The sequence below is a fragment of the Hymenobacter sp. BRD128 genome (assembly GCF_013256625.1).
Classification (GTDB): domain Bacteria; phylum Bacteroidota; class Bacteroidia; order Cytophagales; family Hymenobacteraceae; genus Hymenobacter.
On sequence record NZ_CP053908.1, the window covers coordinates 3,871,746 to 3,888,874 of the forward strand.

Here is a 17,129-nt window from a genome sequence, read left to right on the forward strand (position 1 = left end):
CGCTGGTAAAAGGCACGAAGGCGGGGCATGGCAAGGGGAGAAGGAGGCTAGCGAAGGTACGGCGGCTATTTTTTGCGTACTTTTGGGGCTATCCTTGTCCGAAAAATTAATGGCTGTTATACCGCTCAAGCGCTGGAATATCGCGCCCGAACCCGACCCCACCGCGGTGGCCGGGCTGGGGCAGGCGCTGGGTATCAGCCCAGTACTAGCCCGCCTGCTGGTGCAACGCGGCATCGCAACGCCCGCCGCCGCTCACGATTTTTTTGAGCCCGACCTGGCCAACCTGGCCTCGCCCTGGCTGATGTGCGACATGGACCGGGCGGTGGAGCGCCTGCGCCGCGCCCTCGACGGGGGCGAAAAAATCCTGGTGCTCGGCGACTACGATGTGGATGGCATTACGTCGGTAGCGCTGATAATCAGCTTCTTGCGGCCGCTAGCCGAAAGCCCCGACCTGCCCGAAGAGCAAAGCCGCTTTCAGCCCTACATCCCCGACCGGCACCGCGAGGGCTACGGCATCTCGATGCAGGCCGTAGACTACGCGCAGCAGCACGGCTTTGGCCTGATAGTGGCCCTCGACTGCGGCATAAAAGCCGTGGAGCAGGTAGCCTACGCGAATACACAGGGCCTCGATTTTATTATCTGCGACCACCACCTGCCCGGCGATGAGCTGCCGCCCGCCGTGGCCGTGCTCGACCCCAAGCGCCTCGATTGCAACTATCCGTATCCCGAGCTGTCGGGCTGCGGCGTGGGCTTCAAGCTCTTGCAAGCCTACACCGAAAAATACCACCTGCCGCTAGCCCCCCTCTACGCCCAGCTCGACCTCGTGACGGTGAGCATCGCGGCCGATGTGGTGCCCGTGACTGGCGAAAACCGCATTCTGGCCGCCCACGGCCTGCGCCGCTTCAACGTGACCCAGGCGGCGGCTTTTGCCGCGCCCCAGCCCTCGGCCCTGGCCGCCGCCGATACTCTGGATGGCCCGGCACCGCTAGCCCCCGCGCCCGCTGAGGTGGCTGGCGAAGGGCTACGCCCTGGCCTGGCCGCCCTGCACGAGCTAGCCACGCCGCGCCAGGGGCCACTGAGCCTCAGCTCGTTGGTGTTTGGGTTTGCGCCGCGCATCAACGCGGCCGGGCGCATGGGCGACGCCCACCGCGCCGTAAATATGCTGCTGGCCAGCACTCAGCAGGAAGCGCGCTACACCGCCGAGGTGGTGGACCACATGAACCAGGAGCGCCGGCTCTCTGACGCGCGCACCACCCAGGAGGCCCTGGCGCTCATCGCCGAAGACCCCGACGGCGCCACGGCGCCCGCCACCGTGCTCTACCAGCCGCACTGGCCGCAGGGCGTGCTGGGCATCGTGGCTTCGCGCTGCCTCGACCAGTACTACCGCCCCACGGTCATCCTGACCGAGCGCGATGGGCTAGCCACAGGCTCGGCCCGCTCCGTAGCAGGCTTCGACGTGCACGACGTACTGGAGGCCTGCGCGCCGCTGCTGCGGCAGTTTGGCGGGCACAAGGCGGCGGCGGGGCTAGCCCTGCCCATCGAAAACGTGCCGGCCTTTAAGGCGCAGTTTATGCGCGAGGTGGCGGCGCGGCTGCCCGTGGGCCAGCTGCCGGTGCGCCCCGTTGAAATAGACGCCGAGTTGGACTTTACGCAGCTGACCGAGGAGTTTTTGCTCCAGCTGGCCCGCCTGGAGCCGTTTGGGCCGGGCAACCCCACGCCGATTTTCGCGACCCACCACGTGCGGGCGGTGCCGGGCTCGGTGCGGCCCGTGGGCCAAGCCGGCCATCTCAAAATCAGGCTGATGCAGCCGGGGCAGTCGCCAGGTATGGTACTCGAAGGCATTGGCTTTGGGCTGGGGCATTATTTGCCGCGCCTGCTCGAAGCGCCCGAAGTAGCATTTAGCGTATGCTATACGCTGGAAATGAATGAGTTTCGGGGCCAACGCACCTTGCAGCTGCGGCTACTCGACCTGCGCTGGGAGTAGAGAAGTGTTGAAGGTTAGGTTATAAAAGGTGAAGGAGGTAGGGTAAATCTTTTCTACCCTCCGTAATAGTCAGACTGAGCACGTAGGCTGGCTTTCTGGCTCATTTAAAACGCAACCTTCAACACTCACTCTTTCCACTGTGCGCTACGTCTCGCTCGACCTCGAAACCAGCGGCTCTGACCCACTGCGCCACCAGGTGCTGGAGCTGGCGGCCGTAGTAGAAGATACCCGCCGCACCGCCACGACGCCGCTGGCCGAGCTGCCGGCTTTCCGCCGCGCCCTACGCTACCGCGAAGTGACGGGTACGCCCGGCGCGCTAGCTCTCAACGCCCGCCTGCTGGTGGAGCTGGCCGATAAAAGCAAATCTGACGCCCCCGACATCTGCCGCCCCGAGGAGGTGCTGGCCCAGCTGCGCGAGTTCCTGCTCGCCCACGGCTTCAAAACCGACAAAAAAGATTGCGTGAGCATCACGCTGGCCGGCAAAAATGTGGGCACCTTCGACCTGCTTTTTCTGCGAGAATTGCCCGGTTGGGGCACTTTGGTGAAGGCTGAGCCCGCCGTGCTCGACCCGGCTGCCTTCTACCTCAACTGGCACAAAGACTCGCGCCTGCCGAGCCTGCTCATCTGCCAGGCCCGGGCCGGCGACGCCGAGCCCCACGTAGCCCACGAGGCCCTAGCCGATGCCCTGGAAGTGGTGCGCCTGCTGCGGCCGTTTTACGAGCACCCGGTTTACCAGAAAGTCCGGGAGCACGGAGCGTAAGCAGCAAAATGGAACGTCATGCTGAGCCCCGCGAGGCACCTCGCCCGCGCCGCTAGGGGGTACTTTCCTAACGGCGGCGAGATGCTTCGCAGGGCTCGGTATGACGTTCTTTTCAAGGCCGCCAAGTGTAGAAATTACCAGCTGCCGCTAGCCCCGCCGCCGCCGCTGCTGCCGCCGCCAAAGCCCCCGAAGCCGCCTCCGCCGCCACCCCCACCGCCCCAGCCGCCGCCGCCGAATACGCCGCGGCCACCCGAGAAATCGCCGAAGATGATGGGGGGAATGAAGCCCCCCCGCGCCCGCCCCGGCCGCCCCCCCGCGCGAGCGCAGGATGAAAAACAGCACCAGCACCCCAATAATTATCCAGAAGCCCGGTCCCGAGCCCGAGTGGTCGCGGCTACCTTGCTGCTGCACCTGGCTGGGGTCGGCCTTGTATTCGCCCTTGGCGAGGGCAATGAGCTGGTCGGTGCCCCGGTCGAGGCCCGCGTAGTAATTATTTTCCTTGAAAGCAGGCACCAGCGTATTGCTGATGATGCGCTTGGCCAGGGCGTCGGGCACGGCGCCTTCGAGGCCGTAGCCGGTCTGAATACGGGCCAAGTGCTCCTGCTTGGCCACCAGCACCAAGATGCCGTTGTCTTTGCCCTTGCGCCCGATGCCCCAGCTCTCGTACAGCTTCTGAGCATAGTCGGCAATGTCGTTGCCATCGAGTGAGGGTACGGTAACCACCGCAATCTGCGACGAAGTGCTGTCGTCGTAGGCCACCAGCTTCTGCTCCAGGGCCGCCACCTCCTGCGGCTGCATCAAGCCAGCCAGGTCATTGACGAGGTGCGGAGGGTCGGGGCGCGCGGGCACGTTTTGGGCCTGCGCCGCCAGTACCAGGCCTAGCCACAAGGCCAGCAGCCAGGCCCAGCCAGCCGGGCTACGAAGCCGAAAAGTAAGGAAAGTATTCATCGGCCAGGGGTAGGATAGGGGGCGTCGTCGCCGTAAGAAATTTCGTCGTCCAGCTCATTTACGTCGGTGGCCGCGTTGTAGGGGAAGAGTTGCCGCAGTTGCTCGCCCACCAGCCGGATGCCGCGCTCCAGGCCCGTCACGTACTGCTCCTGCCGGAAATGGCCCACCACGGTTTCCTTCACTTCCTCCCAAAAGTCGTCGGGCACCGAGGCATTAATGCCCGCGTCGCCTACCACGGCAAACTGCCGCGTTTGCCAGGCCAGGTAAAACAGCACCCCGTTGCGCAGCTTGGTGTGGTGCATTTTCAGCTCGGCAAACACCTGCGCGGCGCGGTCGAGGGGCTCGGGCGTGGGGCACTTGTCTTCGAGGTGCAGCCGGATTTCGCCCGACGTGCGCAGCTCGGCCGCCTTGATGGCGGCCACCAGCGCTGCTTCCTGAGCAGGGGTGAGGGGGTGGGTCATGGGGAATAAAAGACTATTTGCAAAACAATAAAACGTCATGCTGAGCTTATCGAAGCATCGCTACCGCGCCGCGCTTACGAAGCGAGCGAGATGCTTCGGCAAGCTCAGCATGACGTTCTAAGGGGCTAGTCAGCTGTTATTTGCTGCCGGCCGGGGTGTTGCCGCCCGATGGCGCGTTGCCGCCCATATCGCCAAAATCAACCTTAGGTGCCTCCTTGGCTGAGGCATCGGCCTCGAAATAGCCCTTGGGCGGGAAGCCGAACATGCCCGCGAACAAGTTATTCGGGAACGAGCGCGTAAAGGTGTTATAGTCGTTCACGTCGGCATTGAACTTGTTGCGCTCCACGTTGATGCGGTTTTCGGTGCCCTCAATCTGCGCCTGCAATTCCTGGAAGTTGGCATTAGCTTTTAGCTCCGGGTAGTTCTCGCTCACGGCCAGCAGGCGGCCTAGCCCGGCCGAAAGCTGGCTCTGGGCGGCCTGAAACTTCTGGATGTTTTCGGGCGTCAGCTGGTCGGCATTGAGCTGCACGCTGGTAGCCTTGGCGCGGGCTTCGATAACACCTTCGAGGGTTGACTTCTCGAAGTTAGCGGCGCCCTTCACCGTATTCACGAGGTTGGGGATGAGGTCGGCGCGGCGCTGGTAGGCACTTTGCACATTGGCCCACTGGCTTTTAACGGCCTGGTCGCGCTGCACCATGCCGTTGTAGCCGCACGACGATTGCGAGAGCAGCGTCACCATCGCGGCGAAGTAGAGGAGAAGGCGTTTCATAGGGGAAAGAGTTTCTAAGTGCTGGCTTTTAGCTTTGAGGCCCAGCGGTGAGAAAGAAAAGAACCGGGCGGCCGTAACTAGCGCCTAGCGGCGGCGGTTATGGTGCCCGACCGGCGCAAAGTACGCAGTCGCCCGGCAACGGTTGTACGGTTCTGTTTTTCCTGCCTTTGCCCCCTCGTCCATGAAAGCTGTTATTCCCGTTGCCGGCATCGGCTCGCGCCTGCGCCCCCACACCCACACTCAGCCCAAAAGCCTGGTGCCGGTGGCCGGCAATACCATTCTGGGCCACATCGTCGACCGCCTGCGCGGGGCCGGCCTCACCGAATTCGTGTTTATCATCGGCTACCTCGGCGATAAGATTGAGGAGTACGTGCGCCGCCACTACCCCGAGCTCCAGGTCACGTTCGTGGTGCAGGAGCCGCGCGAGGGCCTGGGCCACGCGCTGTGGCTAGCCCGCGAAACCTTTCGCCACGACCCCGACGGGGTGCTCATCCTGCTCGGCGATACCATCGTGGATGTGGACCTGCCCGCCCTGCTCGCCCAGCCCGGCACAGTGCTGGCCGTGAAAGAAGTGAAAACGCCCAGCCTCTTCGGCCTGGTCGAAACCAACGCCGCCGGCGAGGTCAGCCGCGTGGTCGAGAAGCCGCGCATTCCCAAGTCGAACTATGCCCTGGTGGGCCTCTACAAAATCGCCAACGCCGAGCGGCTGGCCGAGGCGCTGGAGTGGCTCATCAGCACCGGCCGCCGCACCCACGAGGAGTACCAGCTCACCGATGCGCTCATGCACCTTATCGAGGAAGGCGAGCCCATGCGCACCGCCGCCGTCGACAATTGGTTTGACTGTGGCCGCAAGGAAACCCTGCTCGAAGCCAACGCCCGCCTGCTCGACCGCCCCGAGTTTCGGCAGGTGCGCGCGTACCCCGAGTTTCCGGATACGGTCATTATTCCGCCCGTCAGCATCGGCGTGGGCTGCCGCATCGAGCACGCCATCATCGGCCCCAACGTGGCCATCGGCGACCGTACCATCATCCGCCACACCATCGTGAGCGACAGCATTATCGGCTCGTACTCCGAGCTTAGCTCGGCCGTGATGAGCGACTGCATCGTGGGCTCCGATGCCTCGTTCCGGGGCCTGAACCACAGCCTCAACCTCGGCGATAATACCGAAATTGATTATAGCCAGGCTAGGCAGTAGCCTAAAGATGCGGCTTCGTGCTACACTACTACGTTATCAATCAGCCGCACGCCGCTCAGGTGGGCGGCCACGCACAGTACCACGGGGCGGCCGGCCTCGTAGTGGGCTAGCGGCTGCAAGGTCTGGGCATCGGATACTTCAAAATATTCGGGGGTGAACTGGGGCTCCTGGGCCAGTGCGGCCAGGGCCTGGGCTTGTACCTGGGCCGGTGCCACGCCCTGCCGCACCTGGCTGGCCGCCTGCTCCAGCACCCGGTGCAGCAGCGGCGCCACGGCGCGCGCCTCGGGCGAGAGACGGCGGTTGCGCGACGACATAGCCAGCCCGTCGGCTTCGCGCACGGTGGGCGCCACCACCAGCTCCAGGTCAAACGACAGGTCAGCAATGAGCTGACGCACAATCGCGACCTGCTGAAAATCTTTCTGCCCGAAATACGCCCGGTGCGGCCGGGCCATGTGAAAGAGCTTGCTCACTACCGTCGCCACGCCGTTGAAGTGGCCGGGGCGGTGGGCGCCTTCCATCACGCGCTCCAATGGCCCGAAGTCGAAGCGCAGCACGGTGGGCTGCGGGTACATTGCCTCTACGCCCGGCATGAAGAGTACCGTGCAGCCCGCGCCGGCCAGCAGCGCCGTATCCTGCTCGGGCAGGCGCGGATACAGGCGCAGGTCGTCGGGGTTATTGAACTGCGTGGGGTTGACGAAGATGCTGGCGATTACGTCGTCGCAGTCAGTAGCGGCGGCCTGAACGAGCTGAAGGTGGCCGTCGTGCAGGGCGCCCATCGTGGGCACCAGCCCCAGGCGGCGGCCAGCGCGCCGGCTAGCCTCCGCAAAGGATTGCAAGGCGGCGGCGGTGGTAAAAACGTGCATCAAGCTAAGCAATAGGGCGATAGGGTTAAGCGAATTTTATTGAAAATTCGCGAAAAAATGCGTAATTTTGTGGAGGCAATCTATTGCCTGTTCTTAAATCCTTTAATTCATCTGATATGTCGAAGTTGCGCATCCTGTACGCGGCCACCGAAATTGACCCCTTCCTCCAGACTACGAAGGTAGCGGAGCTGCTGCGCCGCCTGCCGGCGGGCATGCAGGAGGCGGGCGCCGAAATTCGGATTTTCGTGCCTCGCTTCGGCATCATCAATGAGCGTAAGAACCGCCTGCACGAAGTGGTGCGCCTCTCGGGCATCAACATCGCGGTGGGCGACGACGAGAAGCCGCTGGTGATTAAGGTGGCCTCGATTCCGACCGCGAAGCTACAGGTTTATTTTATCGACAACGAGGATTATTTCCACCGCAAGTCGGCGCTGGTCGACAAGAACGACAAATTTTACCTCGACAACGACGAGCGGGCCATCTTCTTTTGCAAGGGCGTGCTCGAAACGGTGAAGAAGCTCGGCTGGTCGCCCGATATCGTGCACTGCAACGACTGGATGACCTCACTCATTCCGCTCTACCTGAAAACGACTTACAAGAAAGACCCGGTATTTAAGGATGCCAAGTCGGTGTTTACGGTCTATAACAACGAGTTTCTGGACAAATTTGAGGGCAACCTCGTCGATAAGGCCAAGATGCTCGATATCGACGACCAGATGCTGACCTCGCTCAAATCGGCCGATTTTTCGGGCTTCGTGAAGCTGGGCATGGAGTATGCCGATACGGTAGTGCGCTCGGACGAGGATTTTTCGGATAATCTGAATGGCTTGTTCAAGGAATATGCCTCGCATAAGCGCCTGAGCCAGGTAGCCGCCGACGAGAACCTGCTTTCGTCGTACCAAGCCCTCTACAACGAGCTGGCCAACTAGCATTTTGGTCTGCGCTTAGTTGAGGGGTTACTTCTTAACTTTGCACTATCCCGTACCGGCCGTTGGCCTCGCTTTGGGCGGAGCCGGCGGCCGGTATTGTTTTACCCACGCCTGACCGCCAGCCGCTGTTTGGCCAAAAAATTGCTTATCGCCCCGCGCCGCGCTCAACTTAGTGGCTGCGAGCTGGTATCTATCTTACTTTACACTTACTCTTCCTGCACATGTGCGGTATCGTTGCTTATCTGGGCTATCGTGAGGCCTGCCCTATCATCCTCAAAGGCTTGCACCGCCTCGAATACCGGGGCTACGACTCGGCTGGCGTGGCCCTGCTCAACGGCAACCTGAGCGTTTATAAGAAGAAGGGCAAGGTCGCGGACCTGGAAAACTTTCTCGCCGACAAGAATACGCACGCTACCGTGGGCATGGGCCATACCCGCTGGGCTACCCACGGCGAGCCCAACGACGTGAACGCGCACCCGCACTACTCGACCTCGGAGCGCATTGCCATCATTCACAACGGCATCATCGAAAACTACGCGGCGCTGAAAAAGCACCTCGAAAAGCAGGGCCACGTATTTCATTCCGATACCGATACGGAGGTATTTGTCAACCTCATCGAGGATATCCAGACTAATAACCACTGCTCGCTGGAAGAGGCCGTACGCCTGGCCTTGCACGAAGTGATTGGTGCCTACGCCATTGTGGTGCTGAGCAAAGACGCGCCCGACCAACTCATTGCGGCCCGCAAGGGTTCGCCGCTGGTTATTGGCATCGGCGAAGGCGAGTTTTTCGTGGCTTCGGATGCCACGCCCATCATCGAGTATACCAATGAAGTGGTATATGTGAATGACTACGAGCTGGCCGTTATAAAGGATGGCCAGCTCGCCATCCGCTCGCGTGAAGACGTAGTGCAGACGCCCTACATTCAGCGCCTGGAGCTGGAGCTGGATAGCATTGAAAAAGGTGGCTACGAGCACTTTATGCTCAAGGAGATTTTCGAGCAGCCGCGCTCCATCCTCGACTCGATGCGCGGGCGCCTCGAGCTGGGAGGCAGCCACCTCAACATGGCCGGCTTCCGGGCCTACGAGCAGAAGTTTGTGAATGCCCAGCGCATTATCATCGTGGCCTGCGGCACCTCGTGGCACGCCGGCCTGGTGGCCGAGTACCTCATCGAGGACTTGGCGCGCATCCCGGTAGAAGTGGAATACGCCTCGGAATTTCGCTACCGCAATCCCGTTATTTCGGAGCGCGACATCGTAATTGCCATTTCGCAAAGCGGGGAAACCGCTGATACCCTAGCCGCCCTGGAGCTTGCTAAGAGCAAGGGCGCTACCATTTTCGGTATTTGCAACGTGGTAGGCAGCAGCATTGCCCGCGCTACCGACGCCGGTGCCTACACCCACGCCGGCCCCGAAATCGGCGTAGCCTCGACCAAAGCCTTCACGGCGCAGGTAACGGTGCTGACGCTGCTGGCCATGTGCATCGGCCAGCGCCGCGGCACCCTCTCCGACACCAAACTGCGCGAGCTGGTGACCGAGCTGCACAACATTCCGAGCAAAGTAGAAAAAGCATTGAAGCTCGACGCCGAGATTCAGGTTATTGCCGAGACGTTTAAGGACGTGCCCAACTTTCTGTACCTGGGCCGCGGCTACAATTTCCCGGTAGCCCTGGAGGGTGCCCTTAAGCTTAAAGAAATCAGCTACATTCACGCCGAGGGATACCCCGCCGCCGAAATGAAGCACGGCCCCATCGCGCTCATCGACGAGAATATGCCGGTAGTGGTTATCGCTACCAAAGACAGCTCGTATGAGAAGGTGGTGAGCAATATTCAGGAGGTGAAAGCCCGTAAGGGCCGCATCATCGCGGTCGTGACGGAGGGTGACACGACCATCCCGGCCATGGCCGAGTTTGTGATTGAAGTGCCCGCTACCTCGGAAGTGCTCATGCCGCTCGTGTCGGTAATTCCGCTGCAACTGCTGAGCTATCACATTGCCGTGCTGCGCGGCTGCAACGTAGACCAGCCCCGCAACCTCGCCAAGTCGGTGACGGTGGAATAGGGACAAAGCGACCAATGCGTAACCATGTAAAGACCCCGTTGGCCATCGCCAATGGGGTCTTTACATGGCATTCAATGCTATGCGTGAGCGACTTGTAAGGGTGTTTAAACGGTACGCCTACCTGATAGTGGCAGCCTGGTGCCTGCTGCCGTTTGGCGTGTTGGCCTTCTACAGCCACCCAGCCCTGGACGACTTCGCCTTTGGCGAGTTGCTGCGCACGAAAAGCATGGACGCTTACGTGGCCGATGTGTACTGGTACAACTCAGGCCGCTATGCCTCCGCGCTTAGTACGGTTGTTGTTCAGGTTTTTGGCCGGCACCCGGCTGCCTACTCATGGCTGGTACTAGCAGGCCTGCTGGCCTTGGTAGCGGCCCTATATGCGGCTGCCGTGGCAACTACACCATCTAGTGCGAAGCCATTGGCCGGTCCCATCGGTAGCGTAGTGCTGGTAGCGTGCCTACTCAACTTCCCTAAGCCTGCCGACAGCATTTTTTGGCTAACGGGCGAGGTAGCCTACCTCTACCCGGTGGTGCTGACGGCACTGCTAGTCGCATTGCTGGGGTGGCTTACAGCGCACCCACTCGCTTGGTGGCGCTGGTTGGCCTGGGTGGCGGCGGTGGCTCTGGCAGCCTATATCCCAGGCTTCAGCGAGCTAACGGCGCTGCTGTTGCCGCTAGTGGCGGCGGGCAGTTGGGTAGCCTTGCGCCCGCGCCGCGCAGGGGTCGGTTTTAAAGTAGTAATGGGCGCAGCCGTGTTAGGCAGTGTGCTTACGCTGGCAACTCCCGCTCACTTTGGGCACTGGCAGCCGGCTACCCACCCATGGCTGGTACTACAAACTGTGGCGCGGGCTACGCTGCACACCACCTACACGCTAGTAAATTGGCTTGGCAACGGCCTATTGGTACTTTGGGTGCTGCTGGCCCTGCCGCTATCGGTGGCCTTCTCGCGGGCCGCCGGGGAGCGCGGGTTGGTGCAATGTCTGACGCGCCCGCTGTGGCTGTGGCCGACCCTGACGCTGGCGGGGTTGTGGGTGTGCTTTTTCTTCTATATGCTGGCGGCGCACGATGCGCTGGTGCCCCGCGTCAAGAATCTGCTTTACCTGTACTTCGTGGCTGGCTTGGTGCTGAGTGTCCACGCCGCCTTTCGCCGCCTGCCAGCTCACCACCTAGCGCTGCTACTAGCCGGGCCCACGCGATGGGTGCTGGGGGTGGCTCTGCTGCTGACTTTTTTTACTGACCACAATCCCCGCCTGTTGCCTGCCCGCATTGGCCAGGGCTACAATACAGTAATGCAGGCCTATCGGGACTGGTTGAGCGGCGACGCGGCCCGCTACGACCAGCAGCAGCGTGCTCGCTACGCTCAAGTTCAAGCTGCCGCACCCGCGGCTGCCCCACTGCGCCTCGACCCATTGCGAGTGATGCCGACCACTCTTTTCTATGCCGACATCTCGGCCAGCCCCGTCACTTGGGGTAATGAGGCGTACGCGGCCTTTTTTCACTATCCGGCTGTATATGTGGCACCTGCGTTGGACCGCTAGCGCGCGCTGCTTACGTTATTTGTCGCGTTTCTACCTTTTTTACCTTCTGAAGCCATGCCTCACCAGATTATCCTCACCGACCAGGCGCCCGCGCCGATTGGTCCTTATTCACAGGCTATTAAAGCCGGCAATACCGTGTACGTTTCGGGTCAGATACCGCTGAGCGCCGCCGGCCAGCTCGTGGGCGAAGGCGATGTGAGCGCCCAAACTCACCAGGTGCTAAAAAACCTGACGGCCGTGCTTGCCGCCGCCGGGCTAGCCCTCACCGACGTGGTAAAATGCTCCATTTTCGTGAAAGACCTGGGCAACTTCGCCACTATCAATCAGATATACGGCACCTACTTTGAAGAAGCCACGGCCCCGGCCCGCGAAACGGTGGAGGTGAGCCGCCTGCCGCGCGACGTAGAAGTAGAAATTTCCTGCATTGCCGTTGGGTAAAGCCGGTACGGTGTGCGCCGTACCTTTGCGGCATTATGAGTAACCGACCTGTCCGGGTGCGTTTTGCACCTTCGCCCACTGGGCCGCTGCACATTGGCGGCGTGCGCACGGCGCTATACAACTTCCTGCTAGCCCGCAAATTGGGCGGCACCATGATATTGCGCATCGAGGATACTGACCAGAACCGGTTTGTGCCCGGCGCCGAAGACTACATCCGCGAGAGCCTCGAATGGGTAGGCATCGAGCTCGATGAAAGCCCTTGGAAGGGCGGCCCGCACGCGCCTTACCGCCAGAGCGAGCGCAAACCCATGTACCGCGCGTATGCCGACCAGCTCATCCGCGATGGCTACGCCTACTACGCCTTCGACACGCCCGAGGAGCTCGACGCCATGCGCGAGCGCCTGCAAGCTGCCAAGGTGCCCAACCCGCAGTACAACAGCATCACCCGCGCGCAGATGCGCAACTCGCTCACGCTGCCCGAGGATGAGGTGCAGGCGCTGCTAGCCAACGACACGCCCTACGTTATCCGCCTCAAGGTGCCGCGCAAAGAAGAGGTGCGCTTCCAGGATATGATTCGCGGCTGGGTAGTGGTGCATTCGAGTGCCATCGACGACAAAGTGCTGATGAAGTCGGACGGCATGCCCACCTACCACCTCGCCAATATTGTGGATGACCATCTGATGGACATTTCGCACGTCATCCGGGGCGAAGAGTGGCTGCCTTCGGCGCCGCTGCACGTGCTGCTGTACCGCTACCTGGGCTGGGAAAAGACCATGCCGCAGTTTGCCCACCTGCCCTTGCTGCTCAAGCCCGACGGCACCGGCAAGCTCAGCAAGCGCGACGGCGACCGCCTGGGCTTCCCGGTATTTGCCCTGGAGTGGCACGGCACCGACGCCGAAACCGGCCAGCCCACCGTGAGCCGCGGTTACCGCGAAGACGGCTACCTGCCCGAGGCGTTGGTCAATTTCCTGGCCTTTCTGGGCTGGAACCCCGGCACGGCGCAGGAGATTTTCTCAATGCAGGAATTGATTGAAGCTTTCTCGATTGAGCGCGTGAGCAAGTCGCCCGCCAAGTTTGACCAGGCCAAGGCCAAGTGGTATAACGAGCATTACCTGCGCGCCAAGTCCAACGCCGAGCTGGCCCCCTACCTGCTGGGCGCCCTGGCCGAGCACGGCCTGGCCTGCGACCAGACCAAGGCCGAGCAGATAGTGGGCGTGATGAAGGAGCGCGTGAGCTTCCCCCAGGATTTCTGGCAGGAAGCCAAGTACTTCTTCGATGCGCCGATGGAGTATGACCAGGCCGTCATCAGCAAAAAGTGGAACCCGCAGGTGAGCGCGGCCCTGGCCGCCTACGCCGAGGCGCTGCCCGACAACTCGGAGCCGAGCGCCAACGCGGAAGTGCTCAAGGCGCTCTTCAACCAGACCATGGAAGCTCAGGGTATGAAGCCCGGCCAGGTGCTGCAAGCCCTGCGCGTAGCCGTGACGGGTGCCGCCGCCGGCCCCGACCTGTTTGAAACCCTGGCCATCCTGGGTACGGGCGAGGTAGCCCAGCGCCTGCGCACCGCCGTAGAGCGCCTCGGCTAATTATTACTCAAAGAACTTTCCAAAAAGAAGCCCCCTTGGCCTAGCGGCCAAGGGGGCTTCTTTTTGGAAAGTTCTTAATGCGGATGGGTCTGGAGCCAGGACCACCGGGTATTTCTGATGGGCAGATACGGCTGCTAATAAACCCAGTGTCAGTATTTAAAGAATAAATTTTCCTTTATACAATAAGAATACAAAAAAATGACAAAAAACGCCTACATTTAACAGGGCAATTCGCCACATAACTCTCTAACCTCACGACCGCTATGAAAAAAAACCTTATTTTCTACTTAAGCCTGCTTTGGCTCGCTTTCAATGCTAGCCCGAGCAGTGCTCAGTGTAATTACACAACCGTGAGGGATGGCAATCTGTCAGACCCTAGTATCTACGCGGGCTTCGTTGCAGGCTGCACGGTAGCCCCTACTGGTACCAATAATATCACCATTAATAATAACGTGGTACTCGACCAGGATTTTGCTATCACTTCGGGTTCGTTGACTATTAATGCCACGGGAACGCTAAGCCAAGCGGCTGGGGCTTTAAGAACTCTTTCTATCAACAACAAGGGCAATGGTAGTATTATTCAGCTTATAATAGTGGCCGCTACGCCAGGAGTGCGTAGCAAGCCGCAGCTATCGGTTGGAATACTCGATTTGTCGCGCACTACCCTTAACATCGGCAGCGGGGCTACGGTGCAGGTATGCTGTACGGTGTTTATGGGCACCCAAGTGACTACTAATCTGGGTAATAACTCGTTACTTAATGTGCTGGGCAACATAGATGTGGCTACTGCCAGCTCGGGAGTTGCCGGGCCGCCGAAAGCAGCTGGCGGTACCCCGGCCGGGGTACGTGTATATAGCAACCTGGTGGATAATCACGGGGGAGCAAAAAGTCTTTTTCAAACCAGTACTAATCTGGTCGTGTGCGTGCAGGGCAATCAGTTGAGCACGAGCTGCCCGCCCTCTAGCGCCGCTATATTTAATGTTGCTTCGGCGGGCATTTTCAACGACCCTACCTGCCTTTCGGTGCTACCCGTGACGCTGACGCGCTTTTCGGGTAGCCGGACCAGTGACGGTGGCCACGTGAGCCTGAACTGGGCTACGGCATCGGAAGTCAACAATGCTTTTTTTGCGGTCGAGCGCTCGACCGACGCACAAACATTTGACGTGCTAGGGCAGGTGGCCGGCGCGGGGACTAGCAGCACTGCCCGCGCATACACTTTTCTTGATGAGTATCCTTTGGCCAGCACTACTTATTATCGCTTGCGGCAGGTAGACTTGGATGGGACATCTACCTTCTCCCCAGTGGTAACAATAGCCGAGTCACGCACCAGTGCCGACTGGCTGCTGTGCACTGCCCCGCAGCACTACGTGGTGCAGGGTAGCGGTGAGCTGCACGTATTGGATGTGATGGGCCGTTCGTTATTCACGCAGACACTTTTGGCGAATAAAAGCGAGGTGGTACTGCCGGCTTTACCCACGGGAGTTTACTTCTTTCAACTGCTCACTGCTAAGGGCCGGTCAACGATACGTCAGTAATTATAGAATAATATATTTATTGCCGATATTGAAAGTCCTCTTCAATCAGCCCACGGAAGCCCATGGTCTCAGGCGGGGCTAAGTGCTGCAAGCCCTAGGCATAGCTCTAATGGGTGTCGCTGCCGTCCCAGCCTGTTCGAAATCCTAGCTAGGCTGCTCATGCTGTTTAAAGCCCCTGATTGACTAATCAGGGGCTTTTTTTGGGCGGTACCCAGGTGGAGTTGCCGGGTGCGATTAAGAAGGGCTAGTGGCCGCCGGAGAAAAGCGAAGTAGGATTACAGCAGGATAGGTCAATGTGCTTGGTTTGAAGAGCGAAATAGGTAACTTCGTTAATAGAAGCCCTTTTCAGCTTCTGCTCGCATTGTTTTCCTCATTTTTTCCTTTTGTTTCATGAGAAGATTCAATTACAAACATCTGGTACCATTTTTAGCTGCTGCTTTTTCGGCGGTTCCATTGCTACTCTCGGCGGCACCATTTAAGCCCGGTAATATTGTAGTGGCACGCGTCGGCGACGGCTCGGCTACTCTCACCGCCGCCGCCGCCCCCGTATTCCTAGACGAGTACACCCCTGGCGGTACGCTCGTGCAAACGATTAACCTGCCCACCGCGGTGAGCAGCAGCAACCGCATATTGACGGCCGCCGGCAGCGCCACGGCCGAACTGGGCCTGACGCGCTCGGCCGATGGCCACTACCTGGTGCTAGCCGGCTACGGGGCCGCGCCGGGCACACCGGCGGTAGCCTCTTCAGCCGCGACTGATGTAACGCGCGTGATTGGCCTGATTGGCGCCGACGGCAGTATCGATACCAGCACTAGTACCGGCAGTGCGTTTGATGGTGCCAGTATTCGGGCCGCTGCCACGGCCGATGGCACGAGCTTTTACAGCGTGGGCAGCGATGGGGGCGTGCAGTATCAGGCGCTGGGCAGCTACGCGGCTACGCAGCTGAACACAGCCCCACTCAGCGTGCGCAGCCTCAACGTGGCCGGGGGGAATTTATACGTTTCGACCAACCTGAGCCCCTACGTGGGCCTAAGCCAGGTGGGCGCGGGCCTGCCCACGGCGGCGGGCCAGACCGTGACGGCGCTCCCCGGCTTTCCGGGCACGACGGCGGGGGCTAGCCCCTATGGCTTTTACCTGGCCGACCTGAGTGCGACCGTGCCCGGAGTAGACGTGGCTTACGTCGCCGACGACCGTATTATCGGCGGGGGAGGGGTACAGAAGTGGAGCCTGGTAGCCGGCAGCTGGGTGCTGAACGGCACCATTGCCGGCACGGTTAGCACGGCCGTGCGTGGCCTCAGCGGTAGCACCAGCGGCACTGCGGTGTCGCTGGCAGCCAGCAGCAGCGCCGGGCTGTTTTTTATAACCGACAACGCAGGCTACAATATGGCCCCCAGCCTCACGAGCCTGCCCTCGGCCGTGGCCACGGCTGGCCCCAACACGGCATTCCGGGGGGTGGCCTTTGCGCCGGTGGCAGCAGCCCCCACTATTGCCAGCTTCACACCCACTATGGGCGGCATTGGCACTGCGGTTACCATCACGGGCACCAACCTGACGGGGGCCACGGCGGTGCGCATCGGCACGCTCGATATTCCGACCTTCACCGTAGCTTCGGCTACCACTATTACGCTGGTAGTACCTACTACCACGAGTAGCATCAGCGGACCGCTAACGGTCGTAACGCCCGGCGGCACGGCCACCAGCTCGACCAATTTCAACCTCGTGCTGGCTACGCTGGCTAGCCAGGCCTTGCCCGAGTTGAGCATCTTCCCCAACCCGGCTACCGACTACGTGCAGATAGAGCTGCCGCAAGCCAGCAGCCTCACCGTGAGCCTGCGCGACCTCGTGGGGCGGCAGGTACTGGCGCCGGTAGTGCTGGCCGCCCACCAGCCCCTGCGCCTGCCCGCTAGCCTGGCCGCCGGGGTGTACCTGCTCGAAATTGAGCAAGGCGCGACCAAGGCGGTGCGGCGCATCGAAAAGAAATAGCCCTCTGGCTTATTGGCTAGCCCTGGCCCCGCAAAGAGAAAAGCCCCGCCCGGAATTTTCCGGGCGGGGCTTTTCTCTTTGGGCCTC

General features: G+C 60.9%; 14 protein-coding genes. 10 read left to right on the plus strand and 4 right to left on the minus strand.

The window, feature by feature from the left end; genetic code table 11:
- The first annotated feature begins 109 nt into the window (after positions 1-109).
- The gene (gene recJ / locus GKZ68_RS17235) at positions 110-1,984 is read left to right on the plus strand and encodes a single-stranded-DNA-specific exonuclease RecJ (RefSeq protein ID WP_173116950.1); all 1,875 of its coding nucleotides are present in this window, start codon (positions 110-112) and stop codon (positions 1,982-1,984) included.
- A 139-nt stretch (positions 1,985-2,123) separates the two neighbouring features.
- Positions 2,124-2,744 carry a hypothetical protein gene (locus GKZ68_RS17240; protein WP_173116952.1) on the plus strand — a complete coding sequence of 207 codons (621 nt, stop codon included), beginning with the start codon at positions 2,124-2,126 and terminating at the stop codon, positions 2,742-2,744.
- Positions 2,745-2,891: 147 nt separating this feature from the next.
- On the opposite strand, the gene GKZ68_RS17245 is transcribed toward GKZ68_RS17240, so the two are convergent.
- The 3 genes from GKZ68_RS17245 to GKZ68_RS17255 all read right to left on the minus strand — a co-directional run bounded on the left by GKZ68_RS17245 (position 2,892) and on the right by GKZ68_RS17255 (position 4,892).
- The gene (locus tag GKZ68_RS17245; RefSeq protein WP_254244052.1) at positions 2,892-3,692 is read right to left on the minus strand and encodes a YgcG family protein; all 801 of its coding nucleotides are present in this window, start codon (positions 3,690-3,692) and stop codon (positions 2,892-2,894) included.
- Entirely contained in the window at positions 3,689-4,153 is a 465-nt protein-coding gene (locus GKZ68_RS17250; RefSeq protein WP_173116954.1) for a TPM domain-containing protein, read from the minus strand. Before GKZ68_RS17250 ends, GKZ68_RS17245 begins: the two co-directional genes overlap by 4 nt.
- A 136-nt stretch (positions 4,154-4,289) precedes the next feature.
- Positions 4,290-4,892 carry a LemA family protein gene (locus GKZ68_RS17255; RefSeq protein ID WP_254244290.1) on the minus strand — a complete coding sequence of 201 codons (603 nt, stop codon included), beginning with the start codon at positions 4,890-4,892 and terminating at the stop codon, positions 4,290-4,292.
- Between the two features lie 211 nt (positions 4,893-5,103).
- Between GKZ68_RS17255 and GKZ68_RS17260 the strand changes: the two genes are divergently transcribed.
- Positions 5,104-6,117, plus strand: a complete 1,014-nt coding sequence (locus GKZ68_RS17260; protein WP_173116958.1) for a sugar phosphate nucleotidyltransferase — start codon at positions 5,104-5,106, stop codon at positions 6,115-6,117.
- Positions 6,118-6,137: 20 nt separating this feature from the next.
- Here the strand turns inward: GKZ68_RS17260 and panC are convergent, their stop codons facing one another.
- On the minus strand, positions 6,138-6,980 hold the full coding sequence (gene panC / locus GKZ68_RS17265) for a pantoate--beta-alanine ligase (protein WP_173116960.1): 843 nt from the start codon (positions 6,978-6,980) through the stop codon (positions 6,138-6,140).
- A 116-nt stretch (positions 6,981-7,096) separates the two neighbouring features.
- Here panC and GKZ68_RS17270 point away from each other — a divergent pair, with 116 nt between their 5' ends.
- From GKZ68_RS17270 to GKZ68_RS17300, 7 genes are all read left to right on the plus strand, one after another.
- A complete protein-coding gene (locus GKZ68_RS17270; protein ID WP_173116962.1) occupies positions 7,097-7,909 on the plus strand; it encodes a glycogen/starch synthase in 813 nt (270 codons plus the stop codon).
- 221 nt (positions 7,910-8,130) lie between these two features.
- Entirely contained in the window at positions 8,131-9,966 is a 1,836-nt protein-coding gene (gene glmS / locus GKZ68_RS17275) for a glutamine--fructose-6-phosphate transaminase (isomerizing) (protein WP_173116964.1), read from the plus strand.
- 100 nt (positions 9,967-10,066) lie between these two features.
- Positions 10,067-11,503: a hypothetical protein gene (locus tag GKZ68_RS17280; RefSeq protein ID WP_173116966.1), complete on the plus strand. Its 1,437-nt coding sequence runs from the start codon at positions 10,067-10,069 to the stop codon at positions 11,501-11,503.
- 54 nt (positions 11,504-11,557) lie between these two features.
- On the plus strand, positions 11,558-11,941 hold the full coding sequence (locus GKZ68_RS17285) for a Rid family detoxifying hydrolase (protein ID WP_173116968.1): 384 nt from the start codon (positions 11,558-11,560) through the stop codon (positions 11,939-11,941).
- Positions 11,942-11,976: 35 nt separating this feature from the next.
- Positions 11,977-13,524, plus strand: a complete 1,548-nt coding sequence (gene gltX, locus GKZ68_RS17290) for a glutamate--tRNA ligase (RefSeq protein WP_173116970.1) — start codon at positions 11,977-11,979, stop codon at positions 13,522-13,524.
- Positions 13,525-13,874: 350 nt separating this feature from the next.
- Entirely contained in the window at positions 13,875-15,059 is a 1,185-nt protein-coding gene (locus GKZ68_RS17295) for a T9SS type A sorting domain-containing protein (protein WP_173116972.1), read from the plus strand.
- A 495-nt stretch (positions 15,060-15,554) separates the two neighbouring features.
- Positions 15,555-17,042, plus strand: a complete 1,488-nt coding sequence (locus tag GKZ68_RS17300; RefSeq protein ID WP_173116974.1) for a T9SS type A sorting domain-containing protein — start codon at positions 15,555-15,557, stop codon at positions 17,040-17,042.
- Positions 17,043-17,129 lie beyond the last annotated feature (87 nt).